Origin of the sequence: Amycolatopsis sp. NBC_01480 (assembly GCF_036227205.1) — a bacterium.
In the GTDB taxonomy this organism is placed as follows: Bacteria; Actinomycetota; Actinomycetes; order Mycobacteriales; family Pseudonocardiaceae; genus Amycolatopsis.
In genome coordinates this window covers 8,860,490-8,884,153 of sequence record NZ_CP109442.1, presented here as the reverse complement: position 1 = coordinate 8,884,153, position 23,664 = coordinate 8,860,490, and the positions used below count along the sequence as shown (strand labels likewise).

General features: G+C 72.1%; 1 protein-coding gene. It reads left to right on the top strand.

What is annotated here, in order from left to right:
• Positions 1 to 92: 92 nt before the first annotated feature.
• Positions 93 to 23,654, top strand: coding sequence for a non-ribosomal peptide synthase/polyketide synthase (locus tag OG371_RS41320; RefSeq protein ID WP_329062187.1), 23,562 nt, complete (start codon positions 93 to 95; stop codon positions 23,652 to 23,654).
• Positions 23,655 to 23,664 lie beyond the last annotated feature (10 nt).

Genomic DNA, 23,664 nt, shown 5'->3' with positions numbered 1-23,664 from the left:
TCGTGAGTGTTCATGCCGGTTCTAACCGGCATGAACACTCACGAGCCCTGGTGTCCAGGTGACCAGCTTCAGTGAACGGTGGAGGCTCGCAGATGACCGGCGTCGTGCCCGGTTCCCCCCTGACCGCGGCACAGGCCGGGGTCTTCTTCGCCCAGCGGATCGCCCCGGCGGACCCGGCGTACCAGATCGGCTGGTACGCCGAGGTTTCCGGTGTGGTGGACTTGAAGCGGCTCGGTGCCGCTGTGCGCCAGGTGCTCGACGAGGCCGAAGGCCTGCACGTGACGGCGGACGTCGACGAGACCGGGGTGCCCCGGCTGTACCCGGCACCCGTTGCGGCCGAGGTGCCGGTGGTGGACTTCTCGGGCGAGCCGGACCCGGACCGCGCGGCGCACGAGTGGATGCGCGCCGGGCTGGCCGGGGTCCCGGACCTGGCCCGCGGCCCGCTCACCGCGCACGCGCTGCTGGTGCTGGGCCCGGAGCGGGTGCTCTGGTCGCAGCAGTACCACCATCTGGTCATCGACGCGCACGGCCAGGCGGCGCTCACCCGCCGTGCCGCCGCGGTTTACGGCGGCGAAACATCCACAGTGGACTGGTCGACGGAGCCGGTGCTCGCCGCCGAGGCGGCGTACCGGGAGTCGGCGTTGTACGGGGCCGATCAGGCGTACTGGCGCGAAAAACTGGCCGGACGACCGGATCCCGTCCGGCTGGCTTCCGGCGGCGGCGCGGTCGTCCGGCATTCGTTCACGCTTTCGCCCGCGCGGGCCGACGGCCTGCGCAAGTTCGCGGGCAACCACGGGACCCGGCTTTCGCGGGTGGCGCTGGCGGCCGTCGCGGCGTACGCGCACCGCGTGACCGGGGCCGAGGACCTGATCTTCGGCCTGCCGGTGGCCGCGCGGCCCGAGGCCGAGCTGCGCGACCGGCCCGCCATGGTGTCGAACGTGCTGCCGCTGCGGCTGGCTGTGCGCCCGGACACCACCCCGGCGGAGCTGCTGGCCTCGGTGACGGCCACGGTCGCGGAACTGCTGGAGCACGGCCGTTACCGCGGCGAAGACCTCGCGCGCGAGCTGGGACTGCCCGGCGGCGTGCTGGAGCTGACCGGGCTGAGCCTGAACTTCCTGCCGGACGCGCCGGTGCAGTTCGGCGGGGCGGTCGCGTCCGTGCGCAGCCTCGCGCTCGGCCCGGTCACCGACCTCGCCATCACGGCGCACGACGCCGGCGCGGGCGGCCCGCTACGGATCGAGCTGGCCGGACTGGGCGACGCCGGCGCGCTGGCCGAGCACGAGGGCCGGCTGACCGCGGTCCTCGACGCGTTGGCGGCTGAGCCCGACCGTCCGATCGCCTCGATCGACCTGCTCACCCCGGCCGAACGCGAGCGCGTGCTCGTCGAGTTCGGCACCTCGCCCGCCGAGTCGCCCGAGCTGTCGTGGCCCGCGGCGTTCGGCGCGGTGGTGGCGCAGCGACCGGATGTCGTCGCCGTTGTATGCGAGGACGATCAGCTCACCTATGCGGAGCTGGACGCGGCTGCGAACCGCCTGGCGCGGCTGCTCGCCGCCCGCGGGGTCGGTGCCGAGGACGTGGTCGGGGTGGCGTTGCCACGCTCGATCGAGCTGGTCGTCGCGCTGCTCGGCGTGTTGAAGGCCGGCGCGGCCTACCTGCCGCTGGACCTCGATCACCCCGAGGACCGCCTGGCGTACATGCTTTCCGACGCCGGTGCGCGCGCCGTCCTGTCCACTGTGGAGTTGTCCGCGCAGCTGCCGGAGCTGGATTCCGTCGGACGTGTGCCGGTCGACAATCCGGCCGTGCGGGCAGAACTGTCCGCATTGGACTCGTCCACTGTGGATGTCACTGGACTCCAGCTGGACCGCGCCGCGTACGTGATCTACACCTCGGGCTCCACCGGGCAGCCGAAGGGCGTGGTGCTGTCGCACGACGGCGTCGGCAGCCTGATCTCGACGGCCACCGAGCGGATCGGCATCACCTCGGACAGTCGGGTGGTGCAGTTCGCCTCCGTCGGGTTCGACGTGACGGTCTGGGACCTGATCATGTCGCTGTGCGTGGGCGGGCGGGTGATCGTGGTGCCCGCGCACCGCCGCGTCGCGGGCGTCGAGCTGACCGGGTACATCACCCAAAACGCCGCCACGCACATGATCCTGCCGCCGTCGCTGGTCGCCGCGCTGCCGCCGGAGTGCGAGCTGCCCCGCGGCGCCGTGCTGCTCGTCGGCACCGAGACCGTGCCGCCGGAGCTGATCGCGCGCTGGGCGGAAGACCTGCGGGTGGTCGCCGCGTACGGCCTCACCGAGGCGACCGTCAACTCGACCCTCTGGGCGGCCGAGCCGGGCTGGACCGGGCCGATCCCGATCGGCCGGCCCGACCCCAACACCCGTTGTTACGTGCTGGACACCGCGCTCAACCCGGTGCCCGTCGGCGTCGAGGGCGAGCTGTACGTCGGCGGGCGCGGGCTCGCACGCGGGTACGTCGGGCGGGCCGGGCTGACGGCCGAGCGGTTCGTCGCCGACCCGTTCGCCGGGCCCGGGGAACGGATGTACCGCACCGGCGACCGGGTGCGCTGGCGGGCCGACGGGAACCTGGACTTCCTCGGCCGCGCCGACCACCAGGTGAAGATCCGCGGCTTCCGGATCGAGCCGGGCGAGATCGAGTCGGTGCTCGCCGCGCACCCCGCTGCTTCGCGGGTGGCCGTGGTGCCGCGCGAGGTGAAGCCGGGTGACCGGCGGCTGGTTGCGTACGTGGTGCCCGAAGCCGCCGGACCGGACGCGCGGGATGCGGCGCGCGAGGCCGCGCAGGTCGGCCGGTGGAAGGACGTGCACGAGCTGCTCTACTCGGTCGCCGACCGCGACCCGTTCGACGAGGGGTTCACCGGCTGGAACTCCAGCTATGACGGCCATCCCTTGCCGCTGGAGGAAATGCGTGCCTGGCGGGCGGCCACAGTGGACGCCATCCAGGCGCTGGGATTCCACGGGCGAGCGCCTCGGCGGGTGCTGGAGATCGGCGTCGGCAGCGGGCTGCTGATGTCGAAGCTGGCGCCGGGAACCGAGGAGTACTGGGGTCTCGACCTGTCCGAGGAGGTGGTGCGCCTGCTCTCGGCGCGGGTGGCCGAGCGGCCCGCGCTGGCCGGGAAGGTGCACCTGTCCGCGCGACCGGCGCACGAGCTGGCCGGGCTGCGGGGCGGGTTTGACACCGTGGTGATCAACTCGGTCGTCCAGTACTTCCCGGGCGCGGACTACCTCGTCGATGTACTGCGCCAGGCGATCGACCTGCTCGCGCCCGGCGGCACGGTGTTCGTCGGCGACGTGCGGAACCTCGGGCTGCTGCGAGTGCTGCGTGCGGGCGTCGAGTCCGCGCAGGGCGGCACCTCGCTGGCGGCGGTGGACACGGCCGTCGCGCGCGAGGACGAACTGCTGCTGGACCCGCGTTTCTTCGCGGCGCTGCCGGAGCTGATCCCCGGTATCGCCGAGGTGGACGTCCGGCTCAAGCGGGCGGGGTACGGCAACGAGCTGAGCCGCTACCGGTACGACGTGGTCCTGCGCACGAGCGCGACCGCCGCCGCGTCGCCCGTGTCGGTGGCGTGGACGGAGCTGGGTTCGGCCGCCGCGCTGGCCTCGTATCTCCGTACCGGCGGGCCGGAAAGCCTTCGGGTGACGGCGATCCCGAACGAGCGGCTGATCCCGGACCTGACCGCGTTGCGCGCGCTGGGCGGCGAAGTGCCGACCCGGCCGGGAGCAGCGATGGACCCGGACGTGCTGGCCGAGCTGGCCGGTGCGGCGGGCTACCGCGCGGCCGCCACCTGGTCGGGCGAGGCGACCGCGTTTGACCTCGTGCTGTCCCGTGGTGAGCTGACCGCGACATTCCACTCCGATGTGGACGGTCCACTCGCGAACGTGCCGGTGGTGTACCGCGACCCGGCGTCGCTGATGAAGGAGCTGCGCGGCCTCGTGGAGGAGGCGCTGCCGCACTACATGGTGCCGTCCGCCTTCGTGCCGCTGGACCGGCTGCCGGTGATGACCAACGGCAAGCTCGACCGGACCGCGCTGCCGATGCCGGACTTCGGCGCGCTCGCCGAGGGACGCGCTCCGCGTACGCCGCGTGAGATCGCCTTGTGTGGTGTCCTCGCCGACGTGCTCGGCGTGCCGACGGTCGGCGCTGACGACGACTTCTTCACCCTCGGCGGCGACAGCATCTCCTCGATCCGGCTGGTGCTCGGGGCCGCCGCACACGGGTTGGCGATCACGCCCCGGCAGGTCTTCCAGCACCGCACCGCCGAGGCGCTCGCCGCCTGCGCCGGTGAAGTGACCACTGTGGATCATTCTGGAGTGCCGCTGCTGGAACTGTCCGAAACGGACTCCGCCGCCCTCGGCCCGTACGCCGAAGTGCTGCCGGTGACGCCGCTGCAGCAGGGCTTTTTCTTTCACGCCGCGTACGAGGACGACGACGTCTACACCGTCCAGGAGATCTTCGACCTCGAAGGGCCGCTCGACCCGGAGCAGCTGCGACGCTCGGTGCAGGATCTGCTGGACCGGCACAGTTCGCTGCGTTCCGGCTTCCGCCAGCTCAACGACGGCCGGGTGGTCCAGGTCGTCGCGCCGCGCGTTGAGCTGCCGTGGCAAGAGGTGGATGCGGAGGACGCGGCGGCTGCGCTGGAGGCGGAACGCACCCGGCGGTTCACGCTGGACCGGCCGCCGCTGCTGCGGGCCACGCTGGTGCGCGGGACCCGGAACCGGCTGGCCCTGACCTTCCACCACATCGTCGCCGACGGCTGGTCGGTGGTGGTGATGGTGCGGGAGATCCTGGCGCGCTACGGCGTCACCGGCCCGGTGATCCCGGAGCCGAGTTCGCGCGAGGCGCACCTGCGCCGGCTCGCCAGGCGCGACGACGATGCCGCCCGGCAGGCCTGGCGGAACGCGCTCGCGGACATCAGCGAGCCGACCCGCCTGGTCGAGAAGCCGGCGGGGATCGGGAAACGCCGGCCGTCGAAGATCCACTTCACGATGGACGAGCAGGCGACGGCGCGAGTGCGGGCTGTCGCGCGGGAGCACGGCTTGACGCTGGGCACTGTGCTACACGGTGCGTGGGGCCTGCTGCTCGGGCGGCTGACCGGCCGGGGTGACCTGCTGTTCGGCAGCACCGTGTCCGGCCGCGACCCGGGCGTCCCCGGTATCGAGGACGCGGTCGGGCTCTACATCAACACCCTGCCGGTGCGCGTGCGCTGGTCCGGCGGCGACACCGTGGCCGGGCTGCTGCGGCGGCTGCAGGACGAGCAGGCCGCGTTGCTGGACCACCAGCACCTCGGGCTCGCCGAGCTGCAGCGCCTCGCCGGTGCGGGGACTGAGGAACTGTTCGACACGCTCGTGGTGATCGAGAACTACCCGCGGGAGAACGAGCACACCGGCGGCCTGCGGGTCACCGGTGTTGAGGTGGTCGACGCGGTGCACTACCCGGTCGCGCTGATCGCGACGCCGGGGGACGCGCTGGAGTTCAGCCTCAAGTTCGACGGCGCCCGGGTCGACGCGCGGACGGCCGAGCAGCTGGCCGAGCGGTTCGTGCGGGTGCTGGACGCGTTCGCTGCCGCGCCGGACGACCGACTGTCCCGAGTGGACTTGGTCTCGGCCGCCGAGCTGGAACGGCTCGGTGAGCTCAACGCCACCGCCGTCGCCGTGCCGGAGTGGAGTCTGGTCACCGCGTTCGCCGAGCAGGTGTCGAAGACACCGGACGCTACCGCGGTGGTGTTCGAGGACGAGTCGCTGTCCTATGTGGATCTTGACGCACGGGCCGAGGCGCTCGCCCGGCGGTTGCGGGTTCAGGGCGCCCGGCCCGGTGCGGTCGTGGCTGTCGCCGTGCCGCGGTCGGTGGAGCTGATGGTCGCGCTGCTCGGGGTGCTGAAGTCGGGGGCGGCGTACCTGCCGCTCGACCTCGACTACCCGGCCGAGCGGCTGGAGTACATGCTCAGCGCGTCCGGTGTGGGGCTGGTCGTGACTGGTCGGGATACGCGGCTTCCGGCGGGGCCGGTGCGGGTGCCGGTCGACGGTCCGGACGCAGTGGAGGTGCCCGGTGCGGCGGCCCGGCCAGACGACGCGGCGTACCTGATCTACACCTCCGGCTCCACCGGCAGGCCGAAGGGTGTGCTGGTCAGCCACCGCTCGATCGTCAACCGGCTGGCGTGGATGCAGCACGAGTACCGGCTCGACGCCGGCGACCGGGTGCTGCAGAAGACGCCGTCGAGCTTCGACGTGTCCGTGTGGGAGTTCTTCTGGGCGCTCACCGAAGGCTCGACAGTGGTCTTCGCGCGCCCGGACGGGCACCGCGACCCGGCCTACCTCGCGCAGGTGATCCGGGAGCAGCGGATCACCACGCTGCACTTCGTCCCGTCGATGCTCGGCGCGTTCCTTTCCGTGGACGAGGTCACCGAAGACGTGCGCTGGGCGGAAAGCCTGCGCCGGGTGTTCGCCAGCGGCGAGGGCCTTCCCGGTGACGTCGCGGGCCGATGGCGCGCGTTGACCGGCGTGCCGCTGCACAACCTTTACGGCCCAACGGAAGCCGCGGTCGACGTGTCCTTCTTCGCCTTCCGCGGTGGTCCGGAGCGGACTGTCCCCATCGGACGTCCGGTGTGGAACACCCGGCTGCACGTGCTGGACACCTGTCTGCGGCCGGTGCCGGACGGCGTCGCGGGTGAGCTGTACCTCGCGGGGGTGCAGCTGGCGCGCGGTTACCACGGGCAGCCTGGCCTGACGGCCGAGCGGTTCGTCGCCGATCCGTTCGGCGAGCCGGGCGCCCGGATGTACCGCACCGGCGACCTGGTGCGCCGGCGCGCGGACGGGGAGGTCGAGTACCTCGGCCGCACCGACCGTCAGGTGAAGATCCGTGGCAACCGGATCGAGCTGGGTGAGATCGAGGCCGTGCTGGCTGCCCAGCCGGGGGTGACGGCGTCCGCCGTGCTGGTGCGTGACGGCGCGTTGGTCGGTTACGCGGCGGGTGCCGCCGACGTCGACACGCTGCGGGCCGCGCTGGCCGAGGCGCTTCCGGCGCCGATGGTGCCGAACTCGCTGGTGGTGCTGGACGAGTTCCCGCTGAGCCCGAGCGGCAAGCTGGACACCCGCTCGCTCCCCGCGCCTGCGCTGCCGCAGCCGGCTGCCTCAGGTACCGCGCCGGACGACGATCGTGAACGCGCGCTCGCGGCGATCTTCGCCGACGTGCTCGGCCTCGCTGAGGTTGGCGCCGAAGGGGACTTCTTCCTGCTGGGCGGCGACAGCATCTCGTCGATCAGCGTGTCCAGCCGTGCGCGGCGCGCCGGGTTCGACCTGAGCCCGAAGGACGTCTTCACCCACCGCACGCCCGCGGCGCTGGCCGCGCTCGGCGGCGAACCGGTGGTCACCGGCGGGCCCGAGGCGGACCCGGACGGGATCGGCGAGGTGCCGCTGCTGCCCGAGGTGCACCGTCTGCGGGAACTGGGTGACGCCGTCACGGCCGAGTCGGTGCTGCTGCGGACGCCCGCGGGCGCCGACATCGAGGCGCTGGCCGTCGCGGTGCAGGCCGTCCTGGACCACCACGACGGGCTGCGGCTGAAGCGCGGCGGGGTCGCGTCGGTGCCGGGACTGCCGGATCTGTTGTGGTCGCTGGAAATCCGCCCGCCTGGCACGTTGGCGGCGGCCGACGTATTGCGTCGGGCCGAAGGCACTGACGAGGTGAACGCCGCCGCGTCCCGGCTCGACCCGGACGCCGGGGTTCTGCTGCAGGCCGTGTGGTTCGAGGACGAGGACCGGCTCCTGCTGGTCGCGCACCCGCTGCTCGTTGACGCGCCTTCGTGGCACGCGCTCGCCGCGGACCTCGCGACGGCGTGGACTGCCGTACAGGCGGGGCGGACGCCGGTGTTCGCCGTGGTCGAGACGTCGCTGCGCACATACGCGCGACAGGTCACCGAACGCGCGCAGAACCCCGAACTGCTGGCCGACCTCGCACACTGGGCTTCAGTGCTCGCTCCCGCTCCCGTTGCAGGCGGCGAAGACGGCGAACGCACGGTCACAATGTCCATTGAGGACACACGAGCACTGGTTGACCGGCTTCCGGCCGCCGTCCACGGTGACGTCACCGATGTGTTGCTGGCCGCGCTGGCGATCGCGGGCGGCGAACTGATCGTCGACGTCCAGGACCGCCTCACCGAACTCCCCGCGACGGTCGGCGCACTCCACACCACGCGGCCGGTCCGGCTGCCGGGAACCGGCGCGCCGCTCGACGTCCTCAAGCAGGTCAAGGAGCTGGTCCGCGCGGCCCCCGACGCGGCGGGTTACGGCCTGCTGCGCTACCTGAACCCGCAGGCCACACCTCTGTTCGCCCAGCTGGCGACACCCGGCGTGCTGCTGCGTTACGCGGGCCGGACTCCCGCTGGGACCGGGGACTGGACGTTCGTCGAGGGACCGGGTGCGCCCGCCGGGGCTCACGCGCTGCGCATCGGCGTCAGCTGCGAGGAGACCGGGGACGGGCCACGACTCGTCGCCACCTTCATCGGGCGCGGAGCCGAGCTGGCGGACGCGTGGCGGGCCGCGCTGGAGATGCTGGCCGCGGCCGTCCCGCCGGCCTCCGGGCTGACCACTTCGGACCTGAAGCTGATCGACCTGGCCCAGGACGAGATCGAGCGGGTGGAACGGCTGAGCCCGCTGCCGCTGCTGGACATCTGGCCGCTGTCGCCGTTGCAGGAAGGCCTGTTCTTCCACTCCAGCTACGACCAGTCGCGAGTGGACATCTACACCATCCAGGAGGCGATCGACCTCGACCGGCACCTGGACGCGGACCGGCTGCGCGCGGCCTGCGCAGCCCTGGTCCGGCGGACGCCGAGCCTCGGGGCCGGCTTCACCAGCGAGGGTCTGCGCGGTCCGGTCCAGTTCGTCACCGCCGCGCTCACCCCGCCGGTCACCGAAGTGGACCTGCGAGAACTGTCCGAAGAAGACCGTGAGGCGCGGCTCGCCGAACTGATGGCCGAGGACCGGGCGGCCCGGCACGACCTGGCGTCACCGCCGCTGTTCCGGATCACGTTGGTGCGCTTGGGCGAACGGCGTGACCGCGTGGTGCTGAACCGGCACCTGCTGCTGTGGGACGGCTGGTCGGCGTGGCTGTTCATCGAGCAGCTGTTCGCGCTCTACGAGTTGGGCGGCGACGACCGCGGCCTGCCGTCTTCGGGCTCCTATGTGGACTATCTGGAGTGGCTGTCCGGACAGGACACCGAGGTCGCGGCCGCGGCCTGGCGGGAGGCATTGGCTGGGCTGGCCGAGCCGACGCTGATCGGCCCGGACACCCGTGGCCTCGAGCCGGTCACGCCGGGCAACCTCGACGCGAGTCTTTCGCCGGAGCTGACCGGCCGGGTGCGGGAGGAGGCGCGGCGGCACGGCCTGACCGTGAACTCCGTGCTGAACGCGGCGTGGGCAATTGTGCTGTCCACTGTGGTCGGACGGCAGGACGTGGTGTTCGGCGCCGCCGTCGCGGGCCGCCCGGCCGCGGTGCCGGACATCGAGACGACCATCGGGCTGTTCCTCAACACGGTGCCGACGCGCGTGCGGCTCCTGCCGGACGAGCCGGTGCTGGACCTGCTGCGCCGCGTCCAGTCCGAGCGGATGGACCTGACGCAGTACGAGTTCATGAGCCTCGGCGTGCTGCAGCGCGAGTCCGGGCACCGTGTGCTGTTCGACACGCTGTTCGTGCTGCGCGGCAACGACGGTGACGAGCGCACCGCCGGTCTGGAGCACCGGCACGGCATCACCGGACTGGTCAATGTGGACGCCACGCACTACCCGCTGACCCTCGTCGTCACGCCGGGCAACTCCATGCGCGTCACGCTGTCCTATCGCGACGACATCGTCGACGCGGCCACAGCGGACGAGCTGCTCGGCCGGTTCACGTCGCTGGTCGAGCAACTGGTCGGCGACTTCACAGCCCCCGTGGGCGCATTGGAGACGCTGTCGGCCGAGCGCCGGGAAGAGCTGGCGGAGGTCTGGTCGGCGAGCGAGCACCCGATGGTCGGTGACACGATCGCCGACCTGCTCGCGACGCAGGCCGCGGCGACGCCGGACGCGACCGCGCTCGTCTTCGGCGAGCAGCGCCTCACGTATGCGGAGCTGGACGAGCGCATCAACCGGATGGCTCGGCTGCTGCTCTCCCGCGGCGCCGAGCCGGAGCAGGTGGTCGCGCTCGGCCTGCCGCGGTCGATCGACATGGTCGTGGCGCTGTTCGCGGTGCTGCGCACCGGCGCGGCGTACCTGCCGCTGGAACTGGACTACCCGGCCGACCGGCTGGCGATGATGCTCGACGACGCCGGCCCGCTCTGCCTGGTCACGACCACGGCGGTGGCCGGTTCGCTGCCCGCGGACCTGCCGCGGGTGCTCATCGACACCGCGGAGACGCGGGCCGAGCTGGCCGCGATGTCCGGTGCGGAGCTGGCCGACGCCGAGCGCCCGCGGTTCGCCCGCGACCGCGCCGGACGGCTGGAGCACCCGGCGTACGTGATCTACACGTCCGGCTCGACGGGCAAGCCCAAGGGCGTGGTGACGCCGTATCGTGGGCTGACGAACATGCAGCTCAACCACCAGGAGGCGATCTTCGGCCCGGCAATCGCGTCGGCCGGCGGGCGGCGGCTGCGGATCGCGCACACCGTTTCGTTCGCCTTCGACATGTCGTGGGAAGAGCTGTTGTGGCTGGTCGAGGGCCACGAGGTGCACGTCTGCGACGAGGAGCTGCGCCGTGACGCCCGCGCGCTGGTCGCGTACTGCGATCGGCAGCAGGTGGACGTGGTCAACGTGACGCCGACGTACGCGCACCTGCTGATCGAGGAGGGCCTGCTCGACGACGGGGCCGGCAGCCACCGGCCCGCGCTGGTGCTGCTCGGCGGCGAGGCGGTGTCCGAGTCCGTGTGGCACCGGCTGCGCGATACCGAGGGCACCTACGGCTACAACCTGTACGGCCCCACCGAGTACACGATCAACACGCTCGGCGGCGGCACCACCGACAGCGCGTCGCCGACCGTCGGGAAGCCGATCCGGAACACCCGCGCGTACATTGTGGACGATTGGCTGCGGCCGGTGCCCGACGGCGTGCCCGGGGAGCTGTACATCGCCGGGACCGGCCTGGCCCGGGGGTACCTCGGCCGGCCGGGCCTGAGCGCGGAGCGGTTCGTGGCCGACCCCTTCGGCGCCCCCGGCTCGCGGATGTACCGCACCGGCGACCTGGTGCGCCGCCGCGCGGACGGGAACCTGGACTTCCTCGGCCGGACCGACGACCAGGTCAAGATCCGTGGCTACCGGGTCGAGCTGGGCGAGATCGAGACGGCGCTGAGCCGGCACCCCCAGGTCGCGCAGGCCGCGGTGATCGCGCGGCCGGACCCGTCGGCGCCGGGCCTGCAACGGCTGGTCGGCTACGTCGTGCCCGCGGAGCTGAGCAGCGACGCGCGGGACGCGGCCGAGGCCGACCAGGTCGGCGAGTGGGAGCAGATCTACTCCGACGAGTACACCGAGATCCCGACCGCGCTGTTCACCGAGGACTTCGCCGGCTGGGACTCGAGTTACGACGGCGAGCCGATTCCGCCGGCGCACATGCGGGAGTGGCGTTCGGCGACCGTGACGCGGATCGGCGAGCTGGCGCCGCGGCGGATCCTGGAGATCGGCGTCGGCACCGGGCTGCTGATGGGGCAGCTCGCGCCGGCCGCCGAGGAGTACTGGGGCACCGACCTGGCCGCGCCGGTGATCGGCAAGCTGACGCGCGAGCTGGCGCAGGACCCGGTGCTGGCGGCGAAGGTGACGTTGCGGACCCAGCCGGCGCACGTGTTCGACGGCCTGCCGCGCGGGCACTTCGACACCGTGGTGATCAACTCGGTGATCCAGTACTTCCCGAGCGTCGACTACCTGAGCGGCGTGCTGCGGCAGGCGCTTGAGCTGCTCGCGCCGGGCGGGTCGCTGTTCGTCGGCGACGTGCGGAACCTGCGGCTGGCCCGTTCGTTCCACACCGCGATCCAGCTGACCCGCGCGGACGCGACGTCCGACGTCGCGCAGGTGCGCCGGGCCGTCGAACGTGGTGCGGCGCTGGAGAAGGAGCTGCTGCTCGACCCGGACTACTTCGTCGCGCTCGCGCACGAACTGCCCGGGGTGGAGGCGCTGGTCCGGGTGAAGCGGGCCGCGCTGCACAACGAGCTGAGCCGGTACCGCTACGACGTCGCCCTGACCAAGGACACAGCCTCCGTGCCGGTGGCGCAGGCTCCGCGGGCGCTCTGGGATGAGCTGGGCTCGTTTGACGAGCTGGAACAGCGCCTCACTGCGGGGGTCGAAACGCTGCGGGTGAGCCGGATTCCCGACGCGCGGCTCGCGGCAGAGTTCGCCGCCATGCGCGCCCTCGACTCAGGCGTGCCGCTGCTCGACGTCCTGGCCCGGTTCCACGATCACTCCGGGGGAATCGAGCCCGAGGCCGTGCACCAGCTCGGCGAACGGCTCGGCTTCCGCGTCCACACGACATGGTCGAGCGGCGTGGACGGGGTGTTCGACGCGGTGTTCGTCCCGCACGCCTTGACGGACCTGGTCTCGGGGCTGTACGTGCCTGCGGCCACCGGCTCGGACCTCACTCGGTTCGCGAACAGCCCGACGGCCGCGCGGGGCGGCAGCGAGCTGGTGCAGGTGCTGCGCGAGGAGCTGAAGCGGCAGCTGCCGGACTACATGGTCCCGGCCGCGTTCGTGACGCTCGCCGTCCTTCCGTTGACCGACAACGGAAAGCTGAACGTGCGCGCGTTGCCCGATGCCGAGCCCGCCGTCTCGCTGGCGGAGAGCCGGGACGCGGAGAACGTGCAGGAGGAGATGCTCTGCGCGTTGTTCGCCGAGGTGCTGGGCCTGGACCGGGTGGGGGTCGAGGACAGCTTCTTCGACCTCGGCGGGCACTCGCTGCTCGCCACCCGGCTGATCAGCCGGGCCCGCACGGAGCTGGACGCCGAGCTGGCGATCAAGGACCTGTTCGAGGCGCCGAGCCCGGCGCAGCTGGCGGAACGGGCGGGTGCGGGTGCGCCGGCGCGGCCGTCGGTGGTGCCGGTCGAACGGCCGGAGCGGATCCCGCTGTCGTTCGCGCAGCAGCGGATGTGGCTGCTCGACCAGCTGGGCACCACTGCCGCGGCGTACACGTACCCGCTGTTCGTACGGCTGCGTGGGGCGCTTGATGTCGACGCGCTGCGGATGGCGTTCGGCGACGTGCTGCAGCGGCACGAGGTGCTGCGCACCGTGATCGGTGACCACGAAGGCACGGCGTACCAGGACATCCAGGCCTCGCCGGAGATCCCGTTCACCGTGGCCGATGGGTCGGTCGCGGACGTGGCGGGGCTCGTCGAGCGGCGTTTCGACCTCGCCCGTGAGCTGCCGGTGCGCCTTGACGTGCTGCGGGTCGCGGACGACGACCATGTGGTGGCGATGCTGCTGCACCACGGCGTCACCGATGAATGGTCGGACCGGCCGTTCCTGGACGACCTGGCCACCGCCTACCGCGCTCGGCTCGGCGGTGAGGCTCCGAAGTGGACACCGCTGCCCGTTCAGTACGCGGATTACACACTGTGGCAACGCGATTTCCTCGCGTCCACTGGGGACGAGCAGCTGGCGTACTGGACGGACGTCCTGCGTGGACTGCCCGACGAGGTCCCGCTGCCGCTGGACCGCCCCCGTCCCGCCCGGCCGACCGGACGCGGCGGCAAGGCGCGCGTGTCGCTGCCGGACGGGTTGACGGCGGCCGTGCGCGAGCTGTCCACCAAGGCCGGGGCGAGCCTGTTCATGGTCTTGCAGTCGGCGGTCGCGGCGTTGTTGAGCCGGCTGGGCTCGGGGGAGGACATCCCGCTCGGCGCGCCCATCGCGGGCCGCACCGACGCGGCGGTGGACGACCTCGTGGGCTTCTTCGTGAACACGCTGGTGCTTCGGACCGACGTGTCCGGCGACCCGGCCTACCGGGACCTGCTCGACCGCGTGAAAACGGCCGACCTGGCCGCGTTCTCCCAGCAGGACCTGCCGTTCGAGCGCATCGTGGAACAGCTGAACCCGCCGCGGGTGCCCGGCCGCAACCCGCTGTTCCAGGTGATGGTCGGCTACCACTACCGGCCCGGCGGCGATCCGGACGTGCTCGGCCTGCCCACCGAATGGCTCGACGCCGGCCAGGCGACGGCCAAGTTCGATCTGCATTTCACCCTGGTCGACGAGGCACCGTCCGGGCCGTTGACGTTGATGCTGGAGTACGCCGAGGACCGGTGCTCGGAGGACACCGCGACGCGCCTGCTCGCCCGCCTGGGTTCGGTGCTGGCCCAGGTCACGGCCGACCCCGCCGTGCGGATCGGCGCGCTGGACGTGCTGGCCGAGGACGAGCCCGCGCGGCTGGCTTCGTGGAACGCGACCGCGCGTGAGGTGCAGCGGGTGACGTTGCCGGAGTTGTTCGAGGCTCAGGTGGCGCGGACGCCGGATGCTGCCGCGGTGGTGTTCGAGGGCACGACTCTGTCCTATGTGGATCTCAATGCGCGGGCGAACCGGCTTGCGCGGTGGCTTCGTGAGCGGGGTGCTGGTCCGGAGTCGGTGGTCGCGGTGTCGTTGCCGCGGTCGCTTGAGTTGGTGGTTGCGTTGTACGCGATTCACAAGGCGGGTGCGGCGTATTTGCCGGTGGATCCGGACTATCCGGCGGCGCGTCGGGAGTTCATGATCGTGGACGCGGACCCGGTGGTGGTGCTGGACGCGCCGGTGGACGTGACTGGTTACGACGGCTCGGATCTGGGTGTGCGGGTTTCGCCGGAGTCTGCGGCGTATGTGATCTACACGTCGGGTTCGACGGGGCGTCCGAAGGGGGTGGTGGTGCCTCATGCGGGGATCGTGAACCGTCTGTTGTGGATGCAGGACGAGTACGGCCTGACCGGTGATGACCGGGTGTTGCAGAAGACCCCGTCGAGTTTTGATGTTTCGGTGTGGGAGTTCTTCTGGCCGATGATCGCCGGGGCGACGCTGGTGGTGGCGAAGCCGGAGGGGCACAAGGACCCGGCATATCTGGCCGAGGTGATCCGGACCGTGGGCGTGACGACTGTCCACTTTGTTCCATCGATGCTGCGGCTGTTCCTGGAGGAGCCTGCCGCCGCTGGGTGTGTTGGTCTGCGGCGGGTGATCTGCAGCGGCGAGGCCTTGCCGTCGGAGCTGGCGTTGCGCTTCGGGGAGCTGTTGCCCGCTGGATTGCACAACCTGTACGGGCCCACGGAGGCGTCGGTTGACGTCACGGCGTTCCCGGCCAGCGGGCCGTTCGCGGGTGCGGGGGTTCCGATTGGACGTCCGGTGTGGAATACCGGCACTCACGTGCTGGATGCCCATCTGCGTCCGGTTCCGGTGGGTGTGGCGGGGGAGTTGTATCTGTCGGGTGTCCAGCTGGCGCGGGGTTATCTCGCGCGGCCGGGGTTGACGGCTGAGCGGTTTGTGGCGAGTCCGTTCGGTGACGGTGAGCGGATGTATCGCACGGGCGATCTCGCGCACTGGACGGCGGACGGGGTGCTGGAGTTCCTCGGCCGCGCCGACGATCAGGTCAAGGTGCGCGGGTTCCGCGTTGAGCTGGGGGAGATCGAGGCGGCTCTGACTGCGGACAGCGCGGTCGGGACCGCTGCGGTGATTGCCCGGGAGGACCGGCTGATCGCATACGTGACCGGCGCGGACGTTGTTGTCGACGAGTTGCGGGCGCAGGTCGCGCGGCGGCTGCCCGAGCACATGGTGCCGGCGGCGATCGTGGTGCTCGGCGAACTGCCGCTCGGCCCGAGCGGCAAGCTGGACCGTGCGGCGCTGCCGGACCCGGAGTTCACCGCCGGCGGCGGCCGGGTAGCCCGTGACGACCGTGAGCGGACGTTGACCGGGCTCTTCGCCGACCTGCTCGACGTGCCCGCGCCGTCGATCGACGACGATTTCTTCGCCCTCGGCGGCCACTCGCTGCTGGTCATGCGGCTCGTCTCGCGGATCCGGTCGGTGCTGGGCGCCGAGGTGACCGTGCGCGACGTCTTCGAGGCGCCGACCGTCGCGCGGCTCGTCGAACGCTTCGGTGCGGCCGCGGCACGGCCGGAGCTGGAGCCGCGGGAGCGGCCGGAGGTGCTGCCGCTTTCGGCCGCGCAGCAACGGCTGTGGTTCCTGCACCAGCTGGAAGGTCCGACCACGACGTACTCGATCCCGTACGCCTGGCGGCTGACCGGGCCGCTCGACGCCGGCGCGTTGCGGGCCGCGTTCGGCGATGTGGTGGCGCGGCACCAGGTGCTGCGGACGGTGTTCACCGAGCAGGACGGTGTCCCGGCGCAGCGGATCCTGGACCACGTCGCGGTGGACTTCACCATGGCGCACACGGACGACGTTGAGGCTCGGATTCGGGCCGAAGTGGAGATTCCGTTCCAGCTCGGTGAGGAGCCGCCCGTCCGAGTGCGCCTCTACGAGCTGGGTGCCGAGGAGCACGTGCTGCTGGTGCTGCTGCACCACGTGGTCACCGACGAGTGGTCGGAAGATCCCTTGCTGGCCGACCTGGCCGTGGCCTATCGCGCCCGGCTCGACGGTGATGCTCCGAAGTGGACACCGCTGCCCGTCCAGTACGCGGACTACGCGCTGTGGCACCGGGACGCTCTGTCCGATGTGGAGGAACGACAGGGCGCCTTCTGGAGCGACCAGCTGACCGGGCTGCCGGACGAGCTGGAGCTGCCCGCGGACCGGCCACGGCCGGCGGAGGCGAGTCACCGTGGTGGCACCGTCACGTTCCCGGTGCCCGCCGGGCTCGCGGCGGACCTGCGGGCCCTTGCCCGACGGCACGACGTCAGCATGTTCATGCTCACCCAGGCCGCCGTCGCCGTGCTGCTGCACCGGCTCGGCGCGGGCACGGACATCCCGCTCGGCGCGCCGGTGTCCGGGCGGTCCGACGAGCGGCTGAACGACCTGGTCGGCTTCTTCGTGAACTCGCTGGTCCTGCGCACCGACCTGACCGGCGACCCGGCGTTCGGCGAGCTGCTGCGCCGGGTGCGCACGGCCGACCTCGCCGCGTTCGACCACCAGGACCTGCCGTTCGACCGGGTGGTCGAGCTGGCCGATCCGGAACGGTCGCTGGCGCGGCACCCGTTGTTCCAGGTCATGGTCGTGTACCTGCCCGAGACGGGTGGGCTGCCGGAGCTGCCCGGGCTCAGCGTGGCCCGTGAGGACGTGACGTCCGGGGCGGCGAAGTTCGACCTCGAGTTCGGCTTCCTGGAACAGCCGGACGGCGGCATCGCCGGTGCGATCGAGTACAGCGCCGACCTGTTCGACCACGCCACGGCCGAGGCGTTCGGCCGTCGGCTGGTGCGAGTGCTGGAACAGGTGGTGGCCGACCCGGCCGCGGCGGTCGGGTCACTGGACGTGCTGAGCGACGACGAACCGTCGCGGCTGGCTTCGTGGAATGCGACCGCGCGTGAGGTGCCGCGGGTGACGTTGCCGGAGTTGTTCGAGGCTCAGGTGGCGCGGACGCCGGATGCTGCTGCGGTGGTGTTCGAGGGCACGACTCTGTCCTATGTGGAGCTCAATGCACGGGCGAACCGTCTCGCGCGGTGGCTTCGTGAACGGGGTGCTGGTCCGGAGTCAGTGGTCGCGGTATCGTTGCCGCGGTCGCTTGAGTTGGTGGTTGCGTTGTACGCGATTCACAAGGCGGGCGCTGCTTATCTTCCGTTGGATCCGGACTATCCGGCGGCGCGTCGGGAGTTCATGCTCTCGGACGCGTCCCCGGCCGTGGTCCTGGATGGGCCGGTGGACGTGAGCGCTTATGACGACTCCAATCTGGACGTTCGGGTTGACCCGTCGGCTCCGGCGTACGTGATCTACACGTCGGGCTCGACGGGGCGTCCCAAGGGGGTGGTGGTGCCTCATGCGGGCATCGTGAACCGTCTGTTGTGGATGCAGGACGAGTACCGGCTGACGGCGGATGATCGGGTGTTGCAGAAGACTCCGTCGAGTTTTGACGTGTCGGTGTGGGAGTTCTTCTGGCCGTTGATCACCGGGGCAAGCCTCGTGGTGGCCAAGCCGGACGGGCACAAGGACCCGGCATACCTGGTTGACCTGATCCGGACCGCCGAGATCACGACTGTCCACTTCGTCCCGTCCATGCTGGAGGTCTGGCTCGCCGAGCCGAAGGCTGCGGACTGCATCGGACTACGTCGCGTGCTGTGCAGCGGTGAGGCGCTGCCCGCCGACCTGGTGGCCAGGTTCCACCTGCCCGCCGCATTGCACAACCTCTACGGTCCCACCGAGGCATCGGTCGATGTCACCGCGGCACCGGCCCGGGTGGCGGCGTCCGGACGGGTCCCGATCGGACGTCCGGTGTGGAATACCGGCACTCACGTGCTGGATGCCCACTTGCGTCCGGTTCCGGTGGGCGTGGCGGGTGAGCTGTACCTGTCGGGTGTCCAGCTGGCGCGGGGTTATCTCGCACGGCCGGGTCTGACGGCCGAGCGGTTCGTCGCGAGTCCGTTCGGTGACGGAGAGCGGATGTACCGCACGGGCGACCTGGCCCGCTGGACCCCAGACGGGGAGCTGGAGTTCCTCGGCCGCGCCGACGACCAGGTCAAGCTCCGCGGCTTCCGCGTCGAACTGGGTGAGATCGACGCGGCGCTCGCCGCACACCCGGCAGTCGCGCAGGCGCGGGTGATCGTCCACGATGGACGGCAGCTGGTCGCGTACGTCGTCCCGGCCAGGGAGACCGTGGACATCGAGGAGCTGCTGGCCCACACTGCCCGGACGCTGCCGGAGCACATGGTGCCCGCGGCGGTTGTCCCGCTGGAACGGTTGCCGCTCGGCCCGAGTGGCAAGCTGGACCGCCGGGCGCTGCCCGCGCCGGAGTTCGAGGTCACCGACGACACTCCGGCCACCGACGACGAGGGCACCCTGGCGGAGCTGATGGCCGGAGTGCTCGGTCTGCCGAAGGTCGGCGTACGCGACGACTTCTTCCGCCTCGGCGGGGACAGCATCGTCGCGATGCAGCTGGTGGCGCGTGCCCGCGCGGCCGGGCTGGTACTCAGCCCACGGGACGTGTTCCGGCACCGCACCGTCACCGGGCTCGCCGATGCCGCGGGAACACAACTCGCCACCCCGGCAACCGGGGACGGCCGGCCGCTGCAGGAACTGGACGAGGCCGAGCGAGCCGAGCTTCGTACGGTGGCGCCCAATGCCGCCGAGGTCTGGCCGCTCACGCCGTTGCAGTCCGGCCTGCTGTTCCTGGCCACTGTGGACACCGACGGCCCGGACGTCTACACCGTCCAGTTCGGCTTCGACCTCGCCGGACCGCTGGACCCGGCGCGGCTGCGCGACGCCGTGCGCGAGCTGCTTGCGCGGCACCCCAACCTGCGCACCAGCTACCGCTACCTCGGCTCCGGCCGCCCGGTCGCACTCGTCTCACGCTCGGCTGAGCCCGAATGGCGGGAGAGCACGGGCAATGCGTTGGAGGATGAGCTGGCCCACGAGCGGCGCCGGTTCGACGTCGCGGCCGGGCCGCTGCTGCGGTTCCTGCTGGTGCGGTCCGGCGAGGACCGGCATCGGCTGGTCGTCTCGCACCAGCACCTGCTGCTCGACGGATGGTCCGTGCCGCGGCTGCTGGCGGAGCTGTCCGCGTTGTATGCGGGACGCGCGCTGCCGGCCGCGCGGCCGTACCGGGATTACCTCGGCTGGCTGCGTGATCAGGACCGCGAGGCGGCGACGGGCGCGTGGCGGGCCGCGTTGGACGGTCTCGCCGAGCCGACCCACCTCGCCCCGGTTGACCCCGATCGGGCTCCGGCGCTGCCCTCAAGGGTCACGGCCGAGCTCCCCATCGAGGAGATCACCGCGTTCGCCCGCGAGCGCGGGCTGACGGTGAACACGCTGGTCCAGACCGCGTGGGGCCTGTTGCTCGCCGCGCAGACCGGGCGCACCGACGTGGTGTTCGGCGCGACTGTCGCGGGACGGCCGCCGGAGCTGCCCGGCGTGGAGCGGATGCTCGGGCTATTCATCAACACCGTGCCCGTGCGGGTGCGGTTCGACCCGGCCGAGCCGCTCGGCGCGGTGCTGGACCGGGTGCAGGAAGAGCAGTCCGCGCTGCTGGCCCACCAGCACGTCGGGCTCGCCGACCTCCAGCGCGAGGCCGGGCTGGGCGAGCTGTTCGACACGCTGATGGTGTTCGAGAGCTACCCCGGCGCGGACGACGAGCCGGACGATGACGGCCTGCGGGCGGAGATCGTGGACCACCGCGACTCCACGCATTACCCGCTGACCTGGGCGGTCGAGCCGGGGGAGCGGCTGCGGCTGACCGCCGAGTACCGCTCCGACCTGTTCACCGAGGACACTCCCGTCCGGCTGCTCGCCGGGATGACACGGCTGCTGGCCGCGATGGTGTCCGATGTGGACTGTCCGGCCGGGACGGTCGAGGTGCTGCCGGAACCGGACCGGCAACGGATCCTGCGCGACTGGAACGACACGGCGCTCGAGGTCGAGCCGGATACCGTCGCGGGACTGTTCGAGAAACAGGTCCGCCGCACACCGGACGCAGTGGCCGTCGTCGGCGGCGCGAAGTGGACGTACCGCGAGCTGAACGAGCGCGCCAACCGGCTCGCCCGGGCACTGGTGGAGCTGGACGCCGGACCGGAAAGCCTGGTCGCGCTGGCGCTGCCGCGCTCGGCCGAGATGCTGCTGGCGATCGTGGCAGTGCACAAGGCCGGGGCCGCGTACCTGCCGCTGGACCCGGACTACCCGGCCGAGCGGCTGGCCGCGATGCTCGTCGACGCCCAGCCCGCGCTCCTGCTGACCGTGCCGGAGCTGCGGCCCGCGCTGCCCGAGATCACCAACACCGTGCTGCTGCCGGACCTACTGGCCGTCGACCTGCCGGACACGGACCTCGGCCAGGACGACCGGCTCCGGCCGTTGCTGCCCGGCCACCCGGCGTACGTGATCTACACGTCCGGCTCCACGGGCACGCCGAAGGGTGTGGTGGTGACGCACGCGAGCGTGGTGAACCTGTTCCACAGCCACCGGGAGACGCTGTACCGGCCGGCCGTCGAACGGACCGGGCGGGCGCACCTCAATGTGGGGCACGCCTGGTCGTTCTCCTTCGACGCGTCCTGGCAGCCGCAGCTGTGGCTGCTCGACGGGCACGCCGTCCACGTCGTCGGCGACGAGGCGCGGCGGGACCCGGAGCTGCTGGCCGAGCAGATCCGCCGCGACGGGTTCGACTTCATCGAGGTCACGCCGTCGTTCTTCGCGCAGATGGCCGATGCCGGGCTGCTGGACGGCGACCGCTGCCCGCTCGCCGTGGTCGGGGTCGGCGGTGAGGCGGTGCCGGACGCGCTCTGGCGGCGCCTGGCCGCGCTGCCCGGTACCGAGGCGTTCAACCTGTACGGCCCGACCGAGTCCACTGTGGACGCGCTGGTGGCGCGGATCGGCGACAGCGAGCGCCCGCTCGTCGGCCGCCCGGTGGCGAACACCCGCGCGTACGTGCTGGACGGGGCGTTACGGCCGGTCGCGCCGGGCGTCACGGGCGAGCTGTACCTCGCCGGCGGCGGACTCGCGAGGGGTTATCTCGGCCGGCCGGAGCTGACGGCGGAGCGGTTCGTCGCGGATCCGTTCGGCCCGCCCGGCGCCCGGATGTACCGCACCGGCGACCTCGCGCGGTGGACGGCCGACGGGCGGCTCGACTTCGGCGGCCGCGCCGACGACCAGGCGAAGATCCGCGGGTTCCGGGTGGAGCCCGCGGAGGTCGAGGCGGCGCTGGACCGGCATCCGGCCGTCGCGCAGAGCGTGGTCGTGGTGCGGGAGGACCGCGTCAAACAACTGGTGGCGTACGTGGTGCCATCGGTCGAAGTGGACGCCGGTGAGCTGCGGCGGCATGCGGCCGAGACGCTGCCGGATTACCTTGTGCCCGCTGCGTTTGTGGTGCTCGAAGCCCTGCCGGTGCTGGCGAACGGGAAGCTCGACCGGGCCGCGCTGCCCGCGCCGGACTTCACGGAGCTGGTCGGTGGGCGCGCGCCGTCAACCGACCGGGAACGGACGCTGTGCACGATGTTCGGTGACGTGCTCGGGGTGCCGGGCCTGGGCGTCGACGACGACTTCTTCGCCCTCGGCGGCGACAGCATCGTCGCGATGCAGCTGGTCGGCCGCGCCCGCACCGCCGGGCTGCGGATCTCGCCGCGTGAGGTGTTCCGGCACCGCACCGTGGCCGGCCTCGCGGAGGTCGCGACCGAGGTGGTCGCCCCGGCGGTCTCCGACGACGGCACGGGCACGGCCGCGCTGACGCCGATCATGCACGCGATGCGCGAGCTGGGCGGCCCGATCGCCGGCTACCACCAGGCGGCGCTGCTGCTGACGCCCGCGGGCATGACCGGTGACCAGCTGACCGCGGTGCTGCAGGCCGTCGTCGACCGGCACCCGATGCTGCGCGCGCGGCTGGACCGCTCCACAGCCCGGTGGGCGCTGCAAGTGCCGGGGTCAGTGGATGTCGGCGACTGGGTGTCTACAGTGGACGTCCGAGGCATGACCGGCCTGGAGCCGGTCATCGCGGCCGAGGCGGTGGCCACCCGGGCGCGGCTCGACCCGGACGCCGGCGCGATGCTGCGCGCGACCTGGTTCGACGCGGGCGAGGGCACCGGACGTCTGCTGGTCCTGATCCACCACCTGGTGATCGACGGCGTCTCGTGGCGGGTGCTGCTGCCGGACTTCGCGGCCGCGTGGGAAGCGGTCTCGGCGGGACGGACGGTGTCACTGCCCACTGTGGACGTTTCGTTCCGGCGGTGGTCCGAGGAGCTGGCCGCGCGGGCGACCTCGCCCGAGCGCAAGGCGGAGCTGGACCGGTGGCGCGCGGTGCTGGGCAGTGGCGTGCCGCTTCCGCTGGACCGTCCACTCGACCCGGCCCGCGACGTCGAGTCCACTCTGGACAGCCTCGCGCTGACCCTGCCGCCCGAGCTGACCGGGCCGCTGCTGGGCCGCGTGCCCGCGGCGTTCCGGGCGACGGTGAACGACGTCCTGCTCACCGGCCTCGCACTGGCGGTCGCCGACTGGCGCCGTCGCCGGGGTTCCGAGGGGGCCGCGACGCTGGTCGACCTCGAGGGCCACGGCCGTGAGGACGAGCTGGCGGGCGGGGCCGACCTGGCCCGGACCGTCGGCTGGTTCACCAGCGTGGTGCCGGTGTGCCTGGACCTCGGCGCGGTCGACGTGGCCGACGCGCTGGCGGGCGGCCCGGCGGCCGGGGCCGCGCTGGAGCGGGTGCGAGCCGAGCTGGACGCGCCGCCCGTGGGCGGGACCGGGTTCGGGCTGCTGCGGCACCTGAACCCGGTGACCGGGCCGGAGCTGGCGGCGCTGCCGCGGCCGGAGATCGAGTTCAACTACATGGGCCGGTTCGGGCACGCCGACGCGGCCGACTGGGCGTACGCGCCCGAGGCGGACGCGGCGGACCTCGGCGCCGACCCGGGCAAGCGCGTCTCGCACGCGCTGACCGTCAACGCATTGACCGAGGACAAGCCGGAAGGGCCTTCGCTGGCGGCCTACTGGTCGTGGCCCTCGGCCGTGACCTCGCCGGACGCCGTCCGCGATCTGGCCGAAACGTGGTTCCGCGCGCTGGAGGCACTCATCCGCCGCGCCGCCGCTGTGCTGGATACCAAACCGGACGAAAACTGAAACAGGGAAA